Below are 19264 nucleotides of genomic sequence, written 5' to 3'. Positions count from 1 at the left end.
TCCCTATATGCCTGCGTTACACTTATCATTGGGCCAAAACTGTCCGAAGTGTTGTTACAAGCTAGTAACGCTTATCTACAACCGCTAACACATCTCCCTTACTACTAAAACACACTTGTACCCATCAAAAATACCGTTAAAATAGCCAAGCACGCACTGAAGCGGCGCTTTCCACTCAGGATCGCAATAACCAACGGCAGCAATAAGGACATTAATCATGACTACCTTTATATTCCCTACCCAAAATACCAAACCCGATGCACTTGTCGATGAGTATGGGCGTGAATTGAAGCCTATTTTGGCACAGCAATGCACAATACTGTCGGCGAATACGCCCTACTGCTTAGAGCAAAACCCGCAAGCCAATAGTATTCAGCGTACGCTGACGGGGCTCAATACCGCCGAGCGCGATAACTTAATGTGCACGATGGATGTGCTCGACCAACGCTTGTTGGCGATAGCAGCACTTTACGATACAGCGCTTTCCACAATAGATCTTCAGCAGACAGGTAGTTTGGTGGGTGCCGGTGCCACGGCTAGCCACACAAGGCTCACGGGGTTTCAAAAAGCTATCGTTGATTACCAAAAGGCGTTGCTTGCCCTAAGCGAGCATAGTAAGTCGAAAGTTAACGGTCGCCCTGCCAATGCAAAAAAAGCATTACTCAAAGCCGCCGTTGAACGATTTTACAAACATTTACAGCAGACTTACCAAACCGAGCTCAAAAAAATCGTCACCCCAGCAGAATGGGGTAAAAACAGAGGCTCTGCCTTATCCAGCGCACAACGCGGTATTAATGTTGCCAGCCGCCGAAAGTACCGACAGCTAAATATTCAAAACGGCAAGCAAGCCATGCAACTTGCCAAGCTGACCAAAGGAATTAACTTCGCAGGCAATGGATTGATAGTACTTGATGCAGGCTTTCGTGCGAATACAGTGCGTAATAGCTACCAAAATAACGAAAATTGGCAGCGAGAATTGGCTGTTCAAACAACGGGGTTTGGGCTTGGCGGGGCCGCTGGCATTGCGGCCGGAAAAGCTACAGCAGGCGTCCTAACAGCAATTGGACTTGGGCTAACCCCCGTAGGTTGGGTAATACTAATCGGAGCCGCAGTAACTGTTGGTTATTTTGCTGCCAAACACGTAGATGATATCGCACAGGAAAAAACCGGTAATCTTTATGATCGGAATGTATTAGGAGAAATATTTTGACGACGAGCTGGTATTTATTAGCTTGGGTGCTATGCATCTTTGGCTGGGGGCTTAGCATCGTTCTATTTAGCCAAATAACAGCCAAGCAAATTAATAATAAAATTCGTGAATCAGGCTATTACTCAATGAGTGTAGACGACAAGGTTGGCTACTCTCTTTTTTCAATAGCTATTGCTCTAATACTACCCACCAAAATCGCTCAAAGGTTTATTCTTCCCGAAATATTGGACGTAAAATATGCCAAAAAATTTGCAAGCAACCCCAGGGATAAAATTCTTGGTTTGTTTTTACTTTTAATGACTACTGCTTTTTTTATTACCGTAATAATTGACACTTTTATTAAATAGTTTTTAGGGCCGAGGCAATAATAGTTTGTCCAACTAGGCGAAGAGAGCCTGCAGGGACGCAGGTAATTAGGATAACGCAGGGAGCAGTTATCGAAGCGGCTTTCTTGTCGAAACGCTTAAAGGGGGGTATGCCGGGGCCTATAGGAAATGGTCAGTAGGGTACGCTACCGAGGCATGTAACACATTGAGCAACGAAGGGGAAGGATGTCGAGATCAAGCATTAGTGGATGAAATATTGTTTCCTCGTCCCTTACAACATTAGAGACACTTACATTCTTCGCCGAGCATCGACGGATGCGTTCAACAACGCCTCTGGCACAGACTCTTCAACTTGCCAAGCGAACCAAAGGAATTAGCTTCGCAGGCAATGGATTGATAGTATTTGATGCAGGCTTTCGTGCGCATACAGTGCGTAATAGCTACCAAAATAACGAAAATTGGCAGCGAGAATTAGCTGTTCAAACAACGGGGGTTGGGCTTGGTGCAGCGACAGGGATGGCTGCAGGCAATGCCATGGCGGGAGCCCTAACTGCTATTGGCCTGGGCCTAACCCCAGTTGGCTGGATTATAATTATTGGCGCAGCCATTACCGTCGGATATTACACAGCCAAGCATATGGACCAATTTGGACAAAACGCTGCAGCTTACACATACGATATTAATTTACTCGAGAAGTTAAAGTAATGGAAAACTGGGAGATTTTAATTTGGATTTCTTCACTTTTTTTATGGGCATTATTCATTATTTCTTTTACCCGTATATCTGTAAAAAATGTAAACCGCCAGATTAAAAACGCCGGCCTCTACTACTTAAGCACAGAAGACAAAGTAGGCTTTACATTACTCAGCATGGCACTTGCCGCAGTCTTCCCTGCACATTGGGCTCAGAAAGCTATCCCTCCCTTATTTCTCGACGCAAAAGTTGCAAAGAAATATTTCGTTTATCCCAGAGATAGAATCCTAGGTGTAGGGCTTTTACTATCGTCGTTCCTTTTTTTCTTTGCGACATGGCTAATATCTGACACTCTACCATCGGCGTGACATAGTTTTGATGCGGAATTTCGTGCGAATACTGTGCGCAATAACTACGTAAATAAGGAAGACTGGCAGCGAGAATTGGCCTATGTATAGCATATGAGATTACATCAACACTAGCTGTTGGCGGGCCAGCTCCGACCGTAGCGGTCGTCGATGTAGCTCTCAACTTATACGCCAAACCCTAAAGATCATCACTTTATTGAGCACAGTTAACAACCTTAAACATTGACTACGCCACTGCATAAAATCGGTCGCGCCATTGCAGCTATATCGGGTAGCCACATCCCTCCTGCCAAGGCATAATCCAACTAAGAATAAAGCATTCCCCACTACGAAAACTCTCTATTTTAAATCAGGTAAGGAAACCCATGCTAAAAATTATTTTTTACTGCTTCTTAGGTTTATGCGCCCTTGGCATTGCCGGGTTTGTGGCTATGTTCTCAAGCATGATTTTTATCAGCCCTATTAGTGATGGCAAGCTTAGGACGCTAAGCTCCACCAAAACGCTGACTAATGATGTCGCCATAAAAGAAGTTATTGAAAATAGCTGGGCAACCGAAACATGGCGCGATTATCGCCATACCAGAATTCGCCCTTACGGTGAAGGCGAAGGACGAGTCGATCCGCATGGTATTGTTTGGCCAGAGTTTTCTTACGATCAGAGCATCGAAACCAAGCACGCACGCATTCTAGATGCACAAGGGAATGGGCAACCACTCATCTTGGTTTCAAATAAGATTTATACGCTGGAGATTAACGTTGATAAAACGACGAAGCCAATCGGTAAACTAGGTAAGCTTCAGGGTGAGTTAGACAACAAAATTGGCCATATTGACTTTGCCGAGTATATAAACGAAAAAATACTGGTAGCTACGATTTATCGTGCAGACATTCAATATGCCAAAGTCGAGCTAATACAAATAGATCTTAACAATTACTCCTATATTACGCTTACCGAAGAGCCTACCTTCACTAGTGACTTCCCGCCGATTACAGCCTCAATTAATGATGGCGAAACGCAACTACTTGTGTATTTTGACGATGTTTTAAGCTGGGGGTTTGGCGGCTCTGTTCACCGCCCGAAATATCAATTTGTACGCCTATTTAATTCTGCAAACCCAATGGGGCTAGACATTGCAAAAATCAGCCTTAAAGACGGTGTTATTTTTCGAGTTTGGGAAGACAAAGGAATCATTTACTATTTAACCGACCCCAACATGCCCAGCTCTAAAACCCAAAAACCTTCTCGGCTTTGGACTTTAACGCTAAACGCATTCTAGGATTTCCATAGTACTCTACAGCCGGATTTCAACAAGGTTACCCGGCGGATTCAAGCCCAACGTACAAGCCCAGCCATTGCACATACTTTATGCCTAAAGGATAGCCCCCTTACCGGCCAACTAGACTGCATAATTTACATCAAGAATCACATCAATAGACTACAAAAACCAATGCTTAGTAACTTAACGTGCTCCACTACACATAGCATCCAATTTTTAATAAACATATTCGAAGGTGCCGGCACCATTTCACTCATTAAACGAATCGCAATTTCTCTCTACCTCACAAATGCACCAATATCGTATGCATCCCCACAAAACCAATACGTCAACAGTGACAGCAACAGCACTAAAGTCGCAGCGATGATGACTTCAAATTGCCAAACAAATCGTATTTTGAAATCAAACGCTTTAATCGATTATATATTTCAGGACATCCTCAAAAATTACCCGTATACCGGTGGTGGCGGAGTGACTTCGATTAAGGAAGTATCCACAAATACCTTTGAAGTTACTATCGCCCAAGAAGAAAGAATCGACGTACTTTTATACGCACTGAGAATAGACGGAAACTGTAACGTCGATCAGCTAAAAAAAACGGAATCAGCCATTAACTTTGTCCAGTAGTTAACGCCCCAACCTAAGTTGTGCAAAAGGAGCTCTTGGTCGGTTTAGCTAAGCAGTTGGCTAAACAAAAAGAGAAGATTGCTGGTTTGTAGTTTTGATGCCTTTCATTAGGCGCTGAAAATCAAAAAATTGTGCCCCGCCATTAAAATCACCGCTTTGCGCTCCAAACTAAACCATTGACACTAAGCGAAATCAAGCCCCAGAAGCTATACTCTAAAAAACGGCTGATTTATTTTACTACACGACAATTTCACAACATTTATGACAACAAAAAATCAATATATAAAGCTGGGACAACTCAAGCCCAGTCAACGCCAAGCTCTTGAAGACCAGCTGGGCTCGATGGGGGATTTTTCGCTGGCACGCGCCTTCAATGTCAAACCTTCTGCGCTAAAAATACTCCGCAAAAAGCTTGGAATTAAAGGTGTTGGGGAGACATTTCAGACCGGTAGCATTCAATGGACGCCAAGTAAAATTAAAAAGTTGGGCTCAACCTTTGACACACAATTAGCAAGGGAATGGCGCGTAAGGCCCGGTATAGTCACCGACAAACGCAACAGCCTTGGCATTCCGCCCTACCAACAACAAGAGCTGCCTACTGGCGATAAAGGCCATAAAAAACACATTTGGCAGCCCGAAGAAATCGCGTTATTGGGTACCGACTTCGACACCATTATTGCAGATAATGTTGGCTTGAGCCCATCCACCGTAACCCACTATCGAAATTCGATAGGCATCGACCCCTATAGCGAGCGCTCACCTATCGAATGGTCACAAGAAATGCTTGACCGCCTTGGAGAAGTGAGTGATTTAGAATATGCAGAGTATTTTGGCATTAGCTATGTAGCCGCTCGCTGTAAGCGAATACTGATGGACATCCCAAATCCAGTCACTGGCGAATTAACGCCGCTACCTCAACTTTCCGATGCCGTTATAAAAAAGCTGGGAAAAGTGACTGACCTAGAAATTAGCCAAAAGTACAATCTTACACGCGCTAAAATCAGACTGATACGTCAATACCATGGCATTCCACCCTTCAGCCCCCCCAAAAAGGGCCGCAAGTATGACTGGAATAAAAAATTAATTAATAAGATGGGTAAATCCAGTGATCGCGACCTTGCGATTGAGTTCAATATTCCTAAAGGGCTTATCTCTATGAAGCGCCGCCAACTCGGTATCCCTTTGTATCAGGCAGCCGCCAGCATTGACTGGACACCCATAATGCTTAAGCAATTACCCTTGATGGGGCCCTCATATTTTGCACAATCATTTAAAGTAGACCTCCGTGTTGTGCGGCAAAAGCTGGCCGAACTCAATATCACTGCTCACCAAGGTGCTAAGCAGTGGCTAGATGAAGAACTGACGCTTATTGGCACAAATACAGATGCTCATATTGCCAAATTACTTGGTTTGAATACTACCCTTGTAAGGCTTAAGCGGCACGAACTGGGCATCGCGAGCTTTCGCAAGAGCGGGCCATTTGACTGGAAGCCTAAGGACATTGAGCTGCTGGGTAAATACACCGATGCTGAAATTGGCTATCAACTTGGTCTGCACCCCTCGGCGGTCGGCGGTGCGCGCAATCGCCTAAAAATACCACCGTGTAATCGCTCAAGCGAGCAGTATGAAAAACTGGTCAATTAAAAGTATCAGCTCACCTTACATAGAGGGCAGGCAAGGCGCGCTCGAGGGCGCCGACACACTCAACTGGAAAATTTCAATCAAGTTTTCAGCGCACCCTGCACTACCCCAATCATCCAAACAGTCATAACAACTATCGAGCCAATAACCGAGGTCTACTGATCATTAATAAAGCGCACGCTTTTTATTTTTCCATTGATAACCTCATAAATAGACACGTAAACAGTCGTTTCCCCCTGCCTTACTACCGTTTCATGATTAACAACATACCTTCCATTTTCGATTTGATACTGTATTTCCGTATGTACGGCTTTATTCTCAAATAGTGGGCCAAAGATGCTTTGTATATGTTCCTTGCCCGGCGTACCAAAAGGCGTATCTGGATAGCCATAAACTTGTATATCCTCTGAGTATGTGTCTAAAAATGCTTTTAAGTTATGCTCGTTATGCGCCTGCATTCGAGCATTAACAACCGCTAGTGGCGAGTTCACATTGTCAGCAAAGGTATTAGCCGCTATTACGGCCATCCATATAACCAGCTTGAGCATGAGTATATTTTTCACAGAATTATCCAGATCGGTTAAAAATTGATTGAATGCCATGTGACCGATTTAGGGCTTTATAGTTCTCCGGCGCCCATCACCTTTACATCGCCCATAAAAAAACCCCAGTAAACTGGGGTTTTAGTAACACGTTAGATCGTACAAAATAAGGGGCGTGCACTGAATAAGTTGCTGGAATTTGGGTTTTTGGGTGCTTGCTTGACGAGGCGAAAATATGGCGCAATAGCCGGCTATTCCAAATATTTTTAACGAAGGCAAGCAAGCACCCAGGGATTCAAAAACGGGAAGTTATTTAATGCACGCCCCTAAGCTAGTTAATATCAACTTTTTCTATGCACGCCTTAAGTTCGTTAGCATATTCATTCCACTGCCAGGGCCAGCCGCCGGCATAACCCTTAGCCGCAAGGGTATTGCACATATCAACGCCTTCTACTCGCTCACCCAAAACATCCAATGCCTTATCCACATAAAATTCACCGATAACAATGGGTTTGTCTACCCCCCAGTAATTAGCGTCGTGATGGAAAGGTGACCATGCGCCGTTGCGGCCTTCATTGTTGTAATAATGCGGTTCGTAAAAATCTAACACGGCCATGGCATCGCCATCTGCTGCGGCAATCATGCGGTCGTCGCGGTACCAGTTATACCCACCCGCCACATCGGAATTGTACTTACCCATAGATTTGGAACCTGTGGTCACTAATGCTACCTCACCATTCGCAATAGCCGTACGGTGAATTGCAGCTGCCATTTTCGCTTGCGTGCGCTGCAGCTGTTCGCGAGTAGGCACTGGGCCGCCAAAATAATCATCGGCTTGGTAAAACCAGCTTTCGGTCATGTTTTCGGGCTCGTTAAATAATTCCCAAGCAATTAATTGTGGGTGTTTATTTAATTCCGTCACCATCGGTACAAGTGCATTATCAATATACGATTGCAGCACAACATCGTTTGATAATAAACGGTAGTTATCTTGCGTTGGCGGGTTACGAAAGTCGTTATTGCGCAGCATGTCAAACGACCACAAGGCAGGAATAATATAAACGTTATATTCAGCCGCAATATCCAGTGCTCGCCTTAAATCGGCTACTGTGGTGCCGCCAGGGTTAGTCACCCTTCGCTGACCATTCACCAAACCCCAACCCGGCGAAGAGCTGCCATCGGTATGCATCCACCAACGTAAACTATTACCACCGGCGCCACTAACATCCTCTAATGCACGGCGTAACTCAGGTTCATTAACCCCATTACCAAAGTCGCCCGCAAAGCTAAACCACGCAATATTAAAACCGCTAAGGTACACCGCTTGGCCGTTATACATGATTCGACCGCTTGAATTACCGCCGCCGGTATCGGGGGTATCCAATACGCAACTACCGGGGTTAGGGTCGGCTAAACCATCGGGCACAATACAACTGCCTTCGTTCTCCCAACCCCAACCATCTAATTCGCCCGCGTCATTCGCATCGGTCAAATCGCCCGATAAACAATAAGGCACATCACCCATCGCGATACCGCAGCCACCTGATGCAACACTGGATCCAGCTGCCATGCTTGATACCGAAGACACCACACTGGAGCTTACCACTGCGTTAGAGGATGACAATACAGATTGGCTTGACGGTGTAACACTTACGGCCGCGCTACTTACCGCTTGCGCGCTTGAGCTCTTCTGAGAACCACCATCGCATGCTACTAATACAGTTACAGACGATGCCAACAATAACAGGCGGCCCTTTTGCTGAAAACGCACTAAAAACGATTGATATGAAAGGTACCGCATATAGCTCTCCTGATGTGTTTGATGGTAAGGGGTGTGCATTAAATAACTTCCCGTTTTTGAATTCCTGGGTGCACGCTTGCCTTCGTTAAAAATATTTGCAATAGCCGGCTATTACGCCATATTTTCGCCTCGTCAAGCGTACACCCACAAACCCAAATTCCAGCAACTTATTCAGTGCACGCCCCTTAGCAAAGGTTTTTTAAATGGGAAGCGCCATTAGTTACTTCGCAAAGAAAGTCATACCGAAAACACTTTGCCGATGAAGATATGCTTAGCACATCAGTACCAAGGCACTATCCCGTAAAAGCCCCTCAACTCATCAGACTATAATCACAATCACATCAAAAAACAAATTAAATAAAGTTTACTTAATAATGAAATGCACTCTTTTACTTAATCTCTGAGCTCGAAGATAAGTTCAACTCACCGCTAAAACTTTAGATACCGAAAGGCACGTTAAACGCCACCACAAATGACCGCGATGTCATCATAACTTGCTCATTTCGGGCACCATGGGCGTACCTGAATTTTTAGTCGAGCTGCTCACGTTTTCCGGCTTAACCTTCTTGTAAAAAGGGTCACTTTACTAAAGTGGCACGACAGTCCCAGCACAAACACTTAGCTTTGCGTAGAGTTAGGGGCAAGGCGATCATCGTTTATTCAGTGAAAGTGAGGTGGACTTTCCCCCTTAAGCTTTCAGCTGGTCGGTAAGCGCCTGCTCACAATATTAACTAGCCTAATATGGCAAAGGTCCATGTATGAGATTACTGCGTTTTGGATTGCCAATACTGGCCGGGCTATTAAGTGCCTGCATGGGCTCCAACCCCGAAGAGTCAGTCAGCTTTTCCAGCAATAACACCCCGGCAAGCAGCCAGCACAGCATCCAATCATCAAGTAGTAAACATAGTGCACAAGAAAACATTCAACTGCTATCAGGGAAATCACTTTACGATAAAGGCTGTGCACATTGCCACAACAGCGATGGCCGCGAAGGGGGCTTTGGGCCGGCGCTAAATAATTGGCAAGGCACCGCTTTGGAGCTTGTTAATAGTATTGAAACTACCATGCCGCCCGGCAAGCCTATCGACTGCGACTTTGTCTGCGCCAATACGGTTGCCGCTTACATTTTGGCCGGTTTTACGGCCTACGGTACAGTTCACCCCGACATCATCATTGAAGATGAGCAAACACCTATACTGCCAACACTTAACGGCCTTAATGCCTTAAACGACACAACCGCTACCCTCGTCCACCCTGGCCGTGCCAACGCGAGCACCTCAACCCTAGCCCCTTGGCCATTACGTATAGAAGCCGAGCACTTTGATAGCGGCGGCGAAAATATCAGTTATTGGGACCAATCAGAAACCAAGGAAGGCGACCTAGACCAGCGGCCCAACACCCCTGTTGATATACAAGCCACAAACGATATCGAGATAGATGGCAGCAATGGTGACTTTAATATTGCTTGGGCCGAAGCCGGCGAGTGGCTGAAGTATTCCTTCTACCTTAGCCAAACGCAGCGCATTCGTTTAAGCGCCCGCATTGCAAGCCCTTACCCTGCCATGGAATTCACGTGGCAAATAAACGGACAACCGCAAGGCACTGTATTACTAGCGGGCACAGGGGAATGGCAAAACTATGCCAACGCCATTGGAGATTCCGAGCTATTGGATGCCGGCTGGCACACGCTGCGCATCGAAATGGTGCAACCCTTTAACTTTAATTATTTGATGCTTTCACGCTCACCCATACAGCCTCTCGACATCAGCACACTACCCGCACACCCAGGCACCCTGCCGCCCTATCGGCTAAGTAATCTGGAATATCAAAAAACAGTCTATGCACTTTTTGGGATTGCCATTAATTCACAAGATTTAATTGCTGATGATGTAAGTGAAAACTTTACCCGCATGAATAACATTCTTCGTTTTAATGGCTTGCGCTTAGGTCAATACTACACCGTAGCCGAACATTTATTGGATGCACTATTTAATAACCCCGAAAATAAAACACGCCTTATGCGCTGCACTATTACAGCCGACACTCAAGATACCTGCATTGCAACGTTGGTTAATTACTGGGGTAATCAATTGTGGCGCGGGCCCCTAAGCACGATCGAAATTGCCAAGGCCAACGATTTTATTAACCTACAAATTATGCAAGGTAATAACCCTGAAGACAGCTTTCGTCAATGGCTACACGCCATGCTGGTTAGCGCTAAGTTTTTACATCATATAGAAATAGATAGCGACATTAGTAACGATCAAGTACACCCGCTTAGCAGTGTTGAACTCAGTAACCGTCTCGCTTATTTTTTATGGTGTTCACCACCGGACACCACCCTACGCAATTTAACCCAACAAAACCCAACACTTTCGCAAAACCAAATTTTAGAACAACTAGACCGCATGTTAGCCGACGAAAAAGCCAACTGTTTAGGTGAAGGTTTCGCCTCTGAATGGCTGTATTTAAATGCCGTAGCACAAAAAGCCCAAGCTCTTACCGTCGATAACCCAGCCAACTGGCAACCGGCCTTGGCCGATTCAATGGTGCAAGAAACACAACATTTTGTGATGCATTTAATTCGAAACAATCGCCCCATTGGCGAACTCCTTGGCGCAAGCTACACCTTCGCCGACGATACTCTTGCCGATTATTACCAATTGCCCCGCGCGACTAGTGCCGACAAGCGAATAGATTTAACCGGCACCCAACGCCAAGGGCTTTTAACCCAAGGCGCAGTATTATTATTAACGGGTTCATCACGCGGTACGGCATTTATTAAACGCGGTATTTATACCCTCGATAATTTATTATGTGATGCACCACCAGCGCCACCACCCAATATTGACCAAAGTGCCGATACCAACAGCGATGCTTGCCAAGGCTGCCATCGCTACATAAACCCGATAGGTAATGGCTTAGGGCACTTCGACTCATTCGGCCTTTACCAACCCTTCGATGCACAAGGCAATAACATAATTGCCAGCGGCAACTTTTTTAATGGACCCAGTTTTGAAGGCGCCAAAGGCATGATTGATCTTTTAAAAGATGATGAGCGCTTAGCGGCCTGCGGGTTAGAAAAATTTTATAGCTACGCCCATGCCCGCCACCCCAGCCACGATGATGAAGTTTTTTTAGCAGCATTAAATACTCGTTGGCAGGAGCAAGAGTTAGGCCTGCGTGATTTACTCGCATTAATAGTGACGAACCCCACCTTTACACACCGCCACGCGCCCATTCAGCTCGAATCGGCCGATGCGCATTAATGTGCGATTTTGGAGATAAAAATGAAAATTAAAAATGTACCCCAAAACCGCCATACCCGTCGCCACTTTTTAAGCCGTAGCCTAAAAGGCGGCAGCTTGGCGTTTACCCTACCCGTACTCGAAAGCTTAAGCGCCAATAGCCACGCGGCCTGCAATAGCCAGCGGCCGCGTTTTATATCTATTTACATTCCCAATGGGGTGGTATTGGATGATTGGTTTTCGTTCCACCCCGGTGAAGGTGTAGATCCAGCAGACCTCTTTGCCGACTGGCAAAATGGCGGCACATTAAACCCCGGCAGCCAAAACAGCACTGTTCACACAGGCGCACAATGGGCAGCCGCACACAGCATGCAACCCATTGCCAATGCTGGTTTAAAAAATAAAATTGCACTTTATAATCATTTATCGAATCAAGACTTAGCCAACGGTGGCTACGACGGTGGTGAGCACCCTGTTGGCTCGACCGGTTTTTTAAATTGCAGCGGCCAAAAAAATAACGAAGGCACTGCGCGTAGCGAAACCAGTGTGGATCAAATTATTGCCGATTATTACCAGCAAACCGCCGCCAGCCCATTTCATTCAATGCATTTATCCAGCGGTATTCGCCATTATTTTGCCGACGGTGTAGAGCAGCTGTATTCCGAAAATATTGCATGGAAAAGTGATGGCGCGCCGGTAACCCGCTATGTAAGCCCAAAACTGGCCTTTGAACGCTTTATTGGTGCACAACCGCAAGGCAGTGAAGCTTTGCTCAAAAAACGCAGTATTTTAGATTACGTATATAACGACGCCCAAAGCTTGACTCAAAAGCTAGCCGCCGCCGATCGCGAACGTCTCGACGAATACCTAACCAGCGTTCGCGAATTAGAACAGCGCATAGAACAAAGCGAGAATACGATGGGTGCCTGCTTAGCCAATAGTGCAGAGTTTCCACATATTGTGCTGGGCGATATTGATTACGCCACCTACAATCGCCAGCAACATATGCAATTGCACTACGAATTAATGGCTTTAGCCGCCAAGTGCCAACTGACCGATGTAATGACGTATGTGGTAGACCACGAACGCAGCGAATACGATTACGGGCCTGGCGCAGGTGACCATCATGGAGCGCAGCACGGTAGCTCGCCGGGCTTGCGCAATATTATTAATATTCTGACTACAGAATTTACAGGACTGTTACAAAGCCTAGATCGCATAATCGACCCCAACGGCAAGACCGCACTCGATAATAGCGTGGTAATGTTTGGCAGTGGTTTAATGGGCCGCTTTTGGGACCAACACGGTCAAGATAATACCCACCAACGCAAAGCCTTACCCTTAGTTTTTGCCGGCAGTGGTGGCGGTGTACTGCGAACAAACCAACACGTTGCCCTACCTTTTGGCACCAAGCTGGCCAATTGTTTTAACACACTACTGAACGACGTTTACTGTGTGCCCAATGCAGGCTTTGCCAGCAGTAATGGCAGTATCCAAGAGATGCTACTTTAGTTTAATCAAGACCTTTATTAATGATTAAATTCCTAGCCTATAAGGCCGGAATTAGCCGGTAATTACGTACTTTGTGATGTTTTATTCGACCGGCGGCACACTCTGGCAACGCATACGTTGCGATAGCCAGATTCCGCCCAATTTTCTACCTAGGGGCGTGCACTGAATAAGTTGCTGGAATTTGGTTTTTTGGGTGCCTGCTTGACGAGGCGAAAATATGGCGTAAGGGACGAGGCAATAATAGTTTGTCCAATTAGGCAAAGAGGGCCTGCAGGGAGGCAGGTTATTAGGATAACGCATCGGGGCAGGAGCCCCTTATTAGACATTGCAGGAGCATAATGTCGTGGAGCAGTTATCGAGCCGGGGCCTATAGGACATAGGTCAGTAGGGTAACGCATCGGTACAGGATGTACTTTATTAGACATTGCAGGAGCATAATGTCGAGGAGCGGTTACCGAGGCATGTAACGCTTTGAGCAACGAAGGTAAGAATGTTGAGATCAAGCATTGGTGGATGAAATATTGTTTCCTCGTCCCTAATAGCCGGCAATTGCAAATATTTTTAACGAAGGCAAGCGTGCACTCAGGAATTCAAAAACGGGAAGTTATTTAATGCACGCCCCCTAGTACTTTTTCCCACCATAAATAGTTTACACTTGCGCCCCTTATTTTTGCGACAGCTATAGAGGCGTACATGATCAAAGGGATCACCACCAAAACATCTCACTCCAAGGAGCTCACTCGAGAAGAGCTGGAAGAGCAACTTAAAGAAGTGACGCAGTTGTTTACCCTCATTACCGAAAACAACCCCTTTGCCTACTTCTGGAAAGACTTGGATCTTGTTTATCGCGGCTGTAACCAGCGCTTTGCGACTATTGCCGGCTTTAAAAACACCGAAGATGTCATCGGTAAAACTGACCTTGAAATGCCCTGGGGCATAGACGACGAAATTGGCGCCAGCATCTGCCGCAAAAGCGATATGGTAGTCATTAATACCGGCAATGAAGCTATGCGCCTGCTGGAGCAAATTAATGAAGATACGCGCGAAGTTTGCTGGTCCGAAGCCAGCAAGGTGCCCATTCGCGACCTAGAAGGAAAGATCATCGGTATATTGGGTGTTATGCAAGATGTTAGCGCACGTAAAATCGCCGAGATTCGCTTAGAGGAAGCTAATAAAAAACTGGAAGAGTTGGTACGCCTAGATCCCTTAACGCAAATTGCTAATAGGCGCCACTTCAGCGAAATCTGCGATTTAGAATGGGCTCAGGCTATTCAAGATCAAAGCACTATTGCGGTCATTCTATTTGATGTCGATAATTTCAAACAATTCAACGACAACTTTGGCCACCAAGCCGGTGACGACTGCCTCGAAAAAGTGGCACAAACCGCCAGCGCAACTCTCGATCGCCCAAGTGACTTTATTGCTCGTTTTGGTGGCGAAGAGTTTATTGTCCTAATGCCTAACACCTCAACCCAGCAAGCTATAGAGCTTGCCGACGAGATTCGAAAGAATATCGCAAGCCTCGTCCTCAATTTTGATGGGGCACCAGCCAAAATTACTGTAAGTGCCGGCGTTGCCTCTACAGCAGATTGCGCAAATAGTACCGAAACGCAGCTTATTAGCCGCGCAGACAAAGCGCTGTATCAGGCCAAGCATCAAGGTAAAAACTGTGTTGTCGCGACGGCACAAGCCGTGACCCAAAGCATCGGTGAGCCCGCCTAAAAGTGAGTCAATAATCGTAACCTCAAGACTCCGCCCGCCAGTAAAGGACTAGGCCGTCGAAATATTGATTTTACCTAAAGAGCGTGCATGAAATAACTTCCCGTTTTTGAATTCCTGGGTGCACGCCCCTAAGGTGATTAATTTCTAGCATTTGGATGCTGTTATTGTCGAAATTTCAATTTTCGTTTTTCATCATGACTAAATCGCCAAAAAAATGAGCTTAAAATATGGCTGCGGGGTTGTTTTTTGGGCACTCAAGCGCCGGAGCGCTTGTATAGCACCCAGCCCTAGCATGGATGCGTAGGGATAGACTTTGCACCAGCATAAGGATATGCAAGATTAGACGTTGCAGGAGCACAAAGTCGTAGATGGCTTGAACGGCCCATAAAATGGCCGCGCAGTCATTACTGCGGATAGAGCCTTTTTCTGGATACTGATTTTGGCCCAAAAGGGATTATTTCGACGACCGAGTAAAGGACTACTGCTGAGCTATTTCGAATAGAGATTGATAGGTAAGAGGCATTGCAAAACATATAAATCGTTTATTACCGCCTATTGAAAGACGGTAAAAGATGCCTTACCGCTCAACACAAGACTCATGCATGCGCTGTATTTTCTAGCCCGAAGTTGTCTCTCCCTACTCCCTCAGAATCTACAATCTGCTACAATTGCATCTAAATCAAAAAGTTTTGATATAGATTGTATTTTAAACACCATTCAAACTTACATTGGTACACACTGGCAGCGCATAACGCGTAGCCACAATTTCTGCCGCCCAGTGAATAGCTCTGCTATTACCCCTAACGCCATTCACTGAGTGTTTACGTTTCCAAATAGGTATTTCATGTCTTCTTCGCATGCCGAGCGCACAACTCTTATCAAACAAGCCCTTAAAGAACGCATCCTTATTTTAGATGGCGCTATGGGTACGATGATCCAGGGCTACAAACTTAAAGAAGAAGATTATCGAGGCGAGCGTTTTGCCGATTACCACCGCGATATCGCCGGTAATAACGACTTATTAACCTTGACCCAGCCACAAATTATTAAAGATATTTACCGCGCCTACTTTGATGTGGGTGTGGATATTGTTGAGACAAACACGTTTAACAGTACAGAAGTTTCGCAATCCGATTACGAAATGGAAGACTTGGTTTACGAGCTTAACGTAGAAAGCGCGCGCATTGCCCGCGAAATCGCCGATGAATTTACCGCTAAACAGCCCGACAAACCGCGCTTTGTCACCGGCGTGCTTGGGCCAACCAGCCGCACCTGCTCTATCTCGCCCGATGTTAACGACCCCGGCGCGCGCAACGTCACCTTTGATGAATTAGTCGAAAACTACACGCTGGCCACCAAAGGCCTCATCGACGGCGGCGCCGATATGCTGCTGATCGAAACCATTTTCGATACCTTAAATGCCAAAGCCGCTGTATTTGCCGTGCAAACCTATTTCGAAACCATCGGTTATGAAATACCCATTATGATTTCGGGCACGATTACCGATGCTTCTGGCCGTACTTTATCCGGCCAAACCACTGAAGCCTTTTACAACTCGCTCGCCCACGCCAAACCTATTTCCATTGGTTTGAACTGTGCACTTGGCGCAAAAGAATTACGCCCCTACGTGCAAGAGCTTTCGCGCATTGCTAACACTTACGTTTCAGCCCACCCAAACGCCGGCTTACCTAACGAATTTGGCGAATACGACCAAACTCCACGCGAAATGGCCGCCATTGTTGAAGAGTTCGCCACCAGTGGTTTTGTCAATATTATTGGCGGCTGTTGCGGTACATCGCCCGAGCATATTCGCGCGATTGCCGAAGCCGTTGAAGGTGTAACCCCGCGCACCATTCCCAACATAGAGCCCGCCTGTCGCTTAGCCGGCCTAGAGCCTTTTAACATTACCAAAGATTCACTCTTTGTGAACGTTGGCGAGCGCTGTAATGTTACCGGTTCGGCCCGCTTTAAACGCTTAGTTATCGACGACGATTACACCACCGCTTTGGAAGTTGCATTAGTCCAAGTGGAAGAAGGTGCACAGATAATCGACATTAATATGGATGAGGGCATGCTGGACGCCCACGCCGCCATGAAACGCTTTTTAAACCTGATTGCGGGCGAACCCGATATTGCGCGCGTACCGATTATGGTGGATTCCTCTAAATGGGATGTAATTGAGGAAGGCCTTAAATGTATTCAAGGTAAGCCAGTGGTTAACTCCATTAGCTTAAAAGAAGGCGAAGCCGAGTTTTTACACAAAGCCAAGCTCTGCCAAAAGTACGGTGCCGCTGTTATTGTGATGGCCTTTGATGAAGACGGCCAAGCCGATACCGCGGCACGCAAAAAGGAAATTTGTGCACGCAGTTATCACACCCTGGTTGATAGCGGCTTCCCCGCTGAAGACATTATTTTTGACCCCAATATTTTCGCTATTGCAACCGGTATTGAAGAACACAATAACTACGCTGTCGATTTTATCGAAGCCACCCAATGGATTCGCGAGAACCTGCCACACGCAGGTATTTCTGGCGGCGTAAGTAACGTGTCGTTTTCGTTCCGCGGTAACAACCCCGTTCGCGAAGCCATTCACTCCGTATTTTTATACCACGCGATTAAAGCCGGTATGAATATGGGTATTGTCAATGCCGGCCAGCTCGCCATTTATGACGATCTACCCGAAGAACTGCGCGAAGCCGTTGAAGATGCCGTTAATAACCGCACCGATGCCGCCACCGAAAACATGCTGGATATTGCCGAAAAATACCGGGGCGATGGTCAAGCTGTCGCTAAAAAAGAAGATTTAGAATGGCGTAAAAAGCCCGTTAAAAAACGTTTGGAATATGCCCTTGTTAAAGGCATTACGGCTTTTATCGAAGAAGACACCGAGCTAGCCCGCCAAGAAAGCACGCGCCCGCTGGATGTGATTGAAGGCCCACTAATGGACGGCATGAACGTGGTCGGCGATTTGTTTGGCGAAGGCAAAATGTTTTTACCACAGGTGGTTAAATCTGCCCGCGTAATGAAACAAGCCGTCGCCTATTTACAACCCTATATTGAAGACGAAAAAACCGAGGGCAGTAAGCCTAACGGTAAAATTTTGATGGCCACCGTAAAAGGCGATGTGCACGATATTGGTAAAAATATCGTTGGCGTTGTATTGCAATGTAACAATTTCGAAATTGTTGACCTCGGCGTTATGGTCCCATGTGAAAAAATATTAGATATCGCCGAAAAAGAAAACTGCGACATTATTGGTTTATCCGGTTTGATTACCCCCTCGCTAGACGAGATGGTTTATGTCGCCAAAGAAATGGAAGCGCGCGGTATCAACAAACCCCTGATGATCGGTGGCGCGACAACATCCAAAGCTCACACCGCAGTAAAAATCGACCCTGTTTTCGATTTAAACCAAGTGGTTTACGTGGCCGATGCTTCACGCGCCGTGGGCGTAGCCAGCACATTGTTGTCTGATACCAACCGACCCAAATTTTACGAAGACCTTAAAGCGGAATACATTAAAGTACGCGAGCGCACCGCTAACCGCCGCAAAAAACCACTGATCAATTATCCGCAAGCTTGCAGCCAAAAGTTTCAAGCCGATTGGGATAACTACCAACCACCCGCACCGAGCTTTTTAGGCACGCGCACACTCACAGACTTCCCGCTTGAAACGCTCGTACCTTACATCGATTGGACCCCATTCTTTATGACCTGGGATTTAGCCGGTAAGTACCCCAAAATTCTAACCGACAAGGTAGTTGGTGAAGCGGCAACCAACCTATTTAACGATGCTCAAACTTTATTAAAAGAATTAGTCGATAAAAAATTATTAAAGGCGAGTGGCATTTTTGGCTTCTGGAAAGCCAACAGCACCGAACACGACTCGGTGATAATTAAGGACGAAAGCAATAACGAGATTTCGCGGTTACATCACTTACGCCAGCAACAAGATAAGAACACAGCCACTAACACCCTATATTCACTGGTCGACTTTGTCGCGCCTGAAGAAACCGGCTTAGATGATTACATGGGTGGCTTTGTGGTAACCGCCGGCATTGGCGCCGACGAACTCGCTAAAGAGTACGAAGCTAAAGGTGATGACTACAACGCCATTATGGTTAAAGCCTTAGCCGACCGCTTAGCCGAAGCCTTTGCCGAGCATCTACACGAAGTGGTGCGTAAAGAACACTGGGGCTACGCCAAAGACGAGCAACTGAATAACGAAGCTCTCATTAAAGAGAAGTACGCAGGAATTCGCCCTGCCCCCGGTTACCCCGCCTGCCCCGACCACAGA

The 19264-nt window shown here is 46.3% G+C and carries 13 protein-coding genes; 11 read left to right on the top strand and 2 right to left on the bottom strand.

From position 1 onward, the window contains the following. The first annotated feature begins 217 nt into the window (after positions 1-217). The 7 genes from AC3A8L_RS10875 (at position 218) to AC3A8L_RS10845 (ending at position 6145) form a co-directional block, all read left to right on the top strand. Positions 218-1210 (top strand): hypothetical protein, encoded by a 993-nt coding sequence (locus AC3A8L_RS10875; RefSeq protein ID WP_487962278.1) that lies wholly within the window; start codon positions 218-220, stop codon positions 1208-1210. Continuing rightward, positions 1207-1557, top strand: coding sequence for a hypothetical protein (locus tag AC3A8L_RS10870; protein ID WP_487962277.1), 351 nt, complete (start codon positions 1207-1209; stop codon positions 1555-1557). Before AC3A8L_RS10875 ends, AC3A8L_RS10870 begins: the two co-directional genes overlap by 4 nt. Before the next feature lie 294 nt (positions 1558-1851). Continuing rightward, positions 1852-2241: a hypothetical protein gene (locus AC3A8L_RS10865; protein ID WP_487962276.1), complete on the top strand. Its 390-nt coding sequence runs from the start codon at positions 1852-1854 to the stop codon at positions 2239-2241. Continuing rightward, the gene (locus AC3A8L_RS10860) at positions 2241-2597 is read left to right on the top strand and encodes a hypothetical protein (protein ID WP_487962275.1); all 357 of its coding nucleotides are present in this window, start codon (positions 2241-2243) and stop codon (positions 2595-2597) included. The genes AC3A8L_RS10865 and AC3A8L_RS10860 overlap by 1 nt, the downstream gene beginning before the upstream one ends. Before the next feature lie 365 nt (positions 2598-2962). After that, positions 2963-3874, top strand: a complete 912-nt coding sequence (locus AC3A8L_RS10855) for a hypothetical protein (RefSeq protein WP_487962274.1) — start codon at positions 2963-2965, stop codon at positions 3872-3874. A 363-nt stretch (positions 3875-4237) separates the two neighbouring features. Next, positions 4238-4501 (top strand): hypothetical protein, encoded by a 264-nt coding sequence (locus AC3A8L_RS10850; RefSeq protein ID WP_487962273.1) that lies wholly within the window; start codon positions 4238-4240, stop codon positions 4499-4501. Between the two features lie 261 nt (positions 4502-4762). Beyond that, complete coding sequence (locus tag AC3A8L_RS10845; protein ID WP_487962272.1) at positions 4763-6145, top strand: hypothetical protein; 1383 nt, start codon at positions 4763-4765, stop codon at positions 6143-6145. Between the two features lie 152 nt (positions 6146-6297). Here the strand turns inward: AC3A8L_RS10845 and AC3A8L_RS10840 are convergent, their stop codons facing one another. Together AC3A8L_RS10840 and AC3A8L_RS10835 are read right to left on the bottom strand one after the other, a co-directional pair. Next, positions 6298-6705 (bottom strand): nuclear transport factor 2 family protein, encoded by a 408-nt coding sequence (locus AC3A8L_RS10840; RefSeq protein ID WP_487962271.1) that lies wholly within the window; start codon positions 6703-6705, stop codon positions 6298-6300. A 310-nt stretch (positions 6706-7015) separates the two neighbouring features. After that, positions 7016-8485 carry a cellulase family glycosylhydrolase gene (locus tag AC3A8L_RS10835; protein WP_487962270.1) on the bottom strand — a complete coding sequence of 490 codons (1470 nt, stop codon included), beginning with the start codon at positions 8483-8485 and terminating at the stop codon, positions 7016-7018. A gap of 758 nt (positions 8486-9243) precedes the next feature. On the opposite strand from AC3A8L_RS10835, the gene AC3A8L_RS10830 reads away from it, so the two are divergent. From AC3A8L_RS10830 to metH, 4 genes are all read left to right on the top strand, one after another. Next, positions 9244-11754 carry a DUF1592 domain-containing protein gene (locus tag AC3A8L_RS10830; protein ID WP_487962269.1) on the top strand — a complete coding sequence of 837 codons (2511 nt, stop codon included), beginning with the start codon at positions 9244-9246 and terminating at the stop codon, positions 11752-11754. Positions 11755-11775: 21 nt separating this feature from the next. Beyond that, on the top strand, positions 11776-13245 hold the full coding sequence (locus tag AC3A8L_RS10825) for a DUF1552 domain-containing protein (RefSeq protein WP_487962268.1): 1470 nt from the start codon (positions 11776-11778) through the stop codon (positions 13243-13245). 693 nt (positions 13246-13938) lie between these two features. Next, positions 13939-14967, top strand: coding sequence for a sensor domain-containing diguanylate cyclase (locus tag AC3A8L_RS10820; protein WP_487962267.1), 1029 nt, complete (start codon positions 13939-13941; stop codon positions 14965-14967). Positions 14968-15811: 844 nt separating this feature from the next. Then, on the top strand, positions 15812-19264 hold a 3453-nt coding region (gene metH / locus AC3A8L_RS10815), incomplete at its 3' end, for a methionine synthase (protein WP_487962266.1).

The organism is Marinagarivorans sp., from assembly GCF_982758155.1.
Note: the sequence above shows the minus strand (reverse complement) of the source record. Positions and strands in the feature narration are given on the sequence as shown.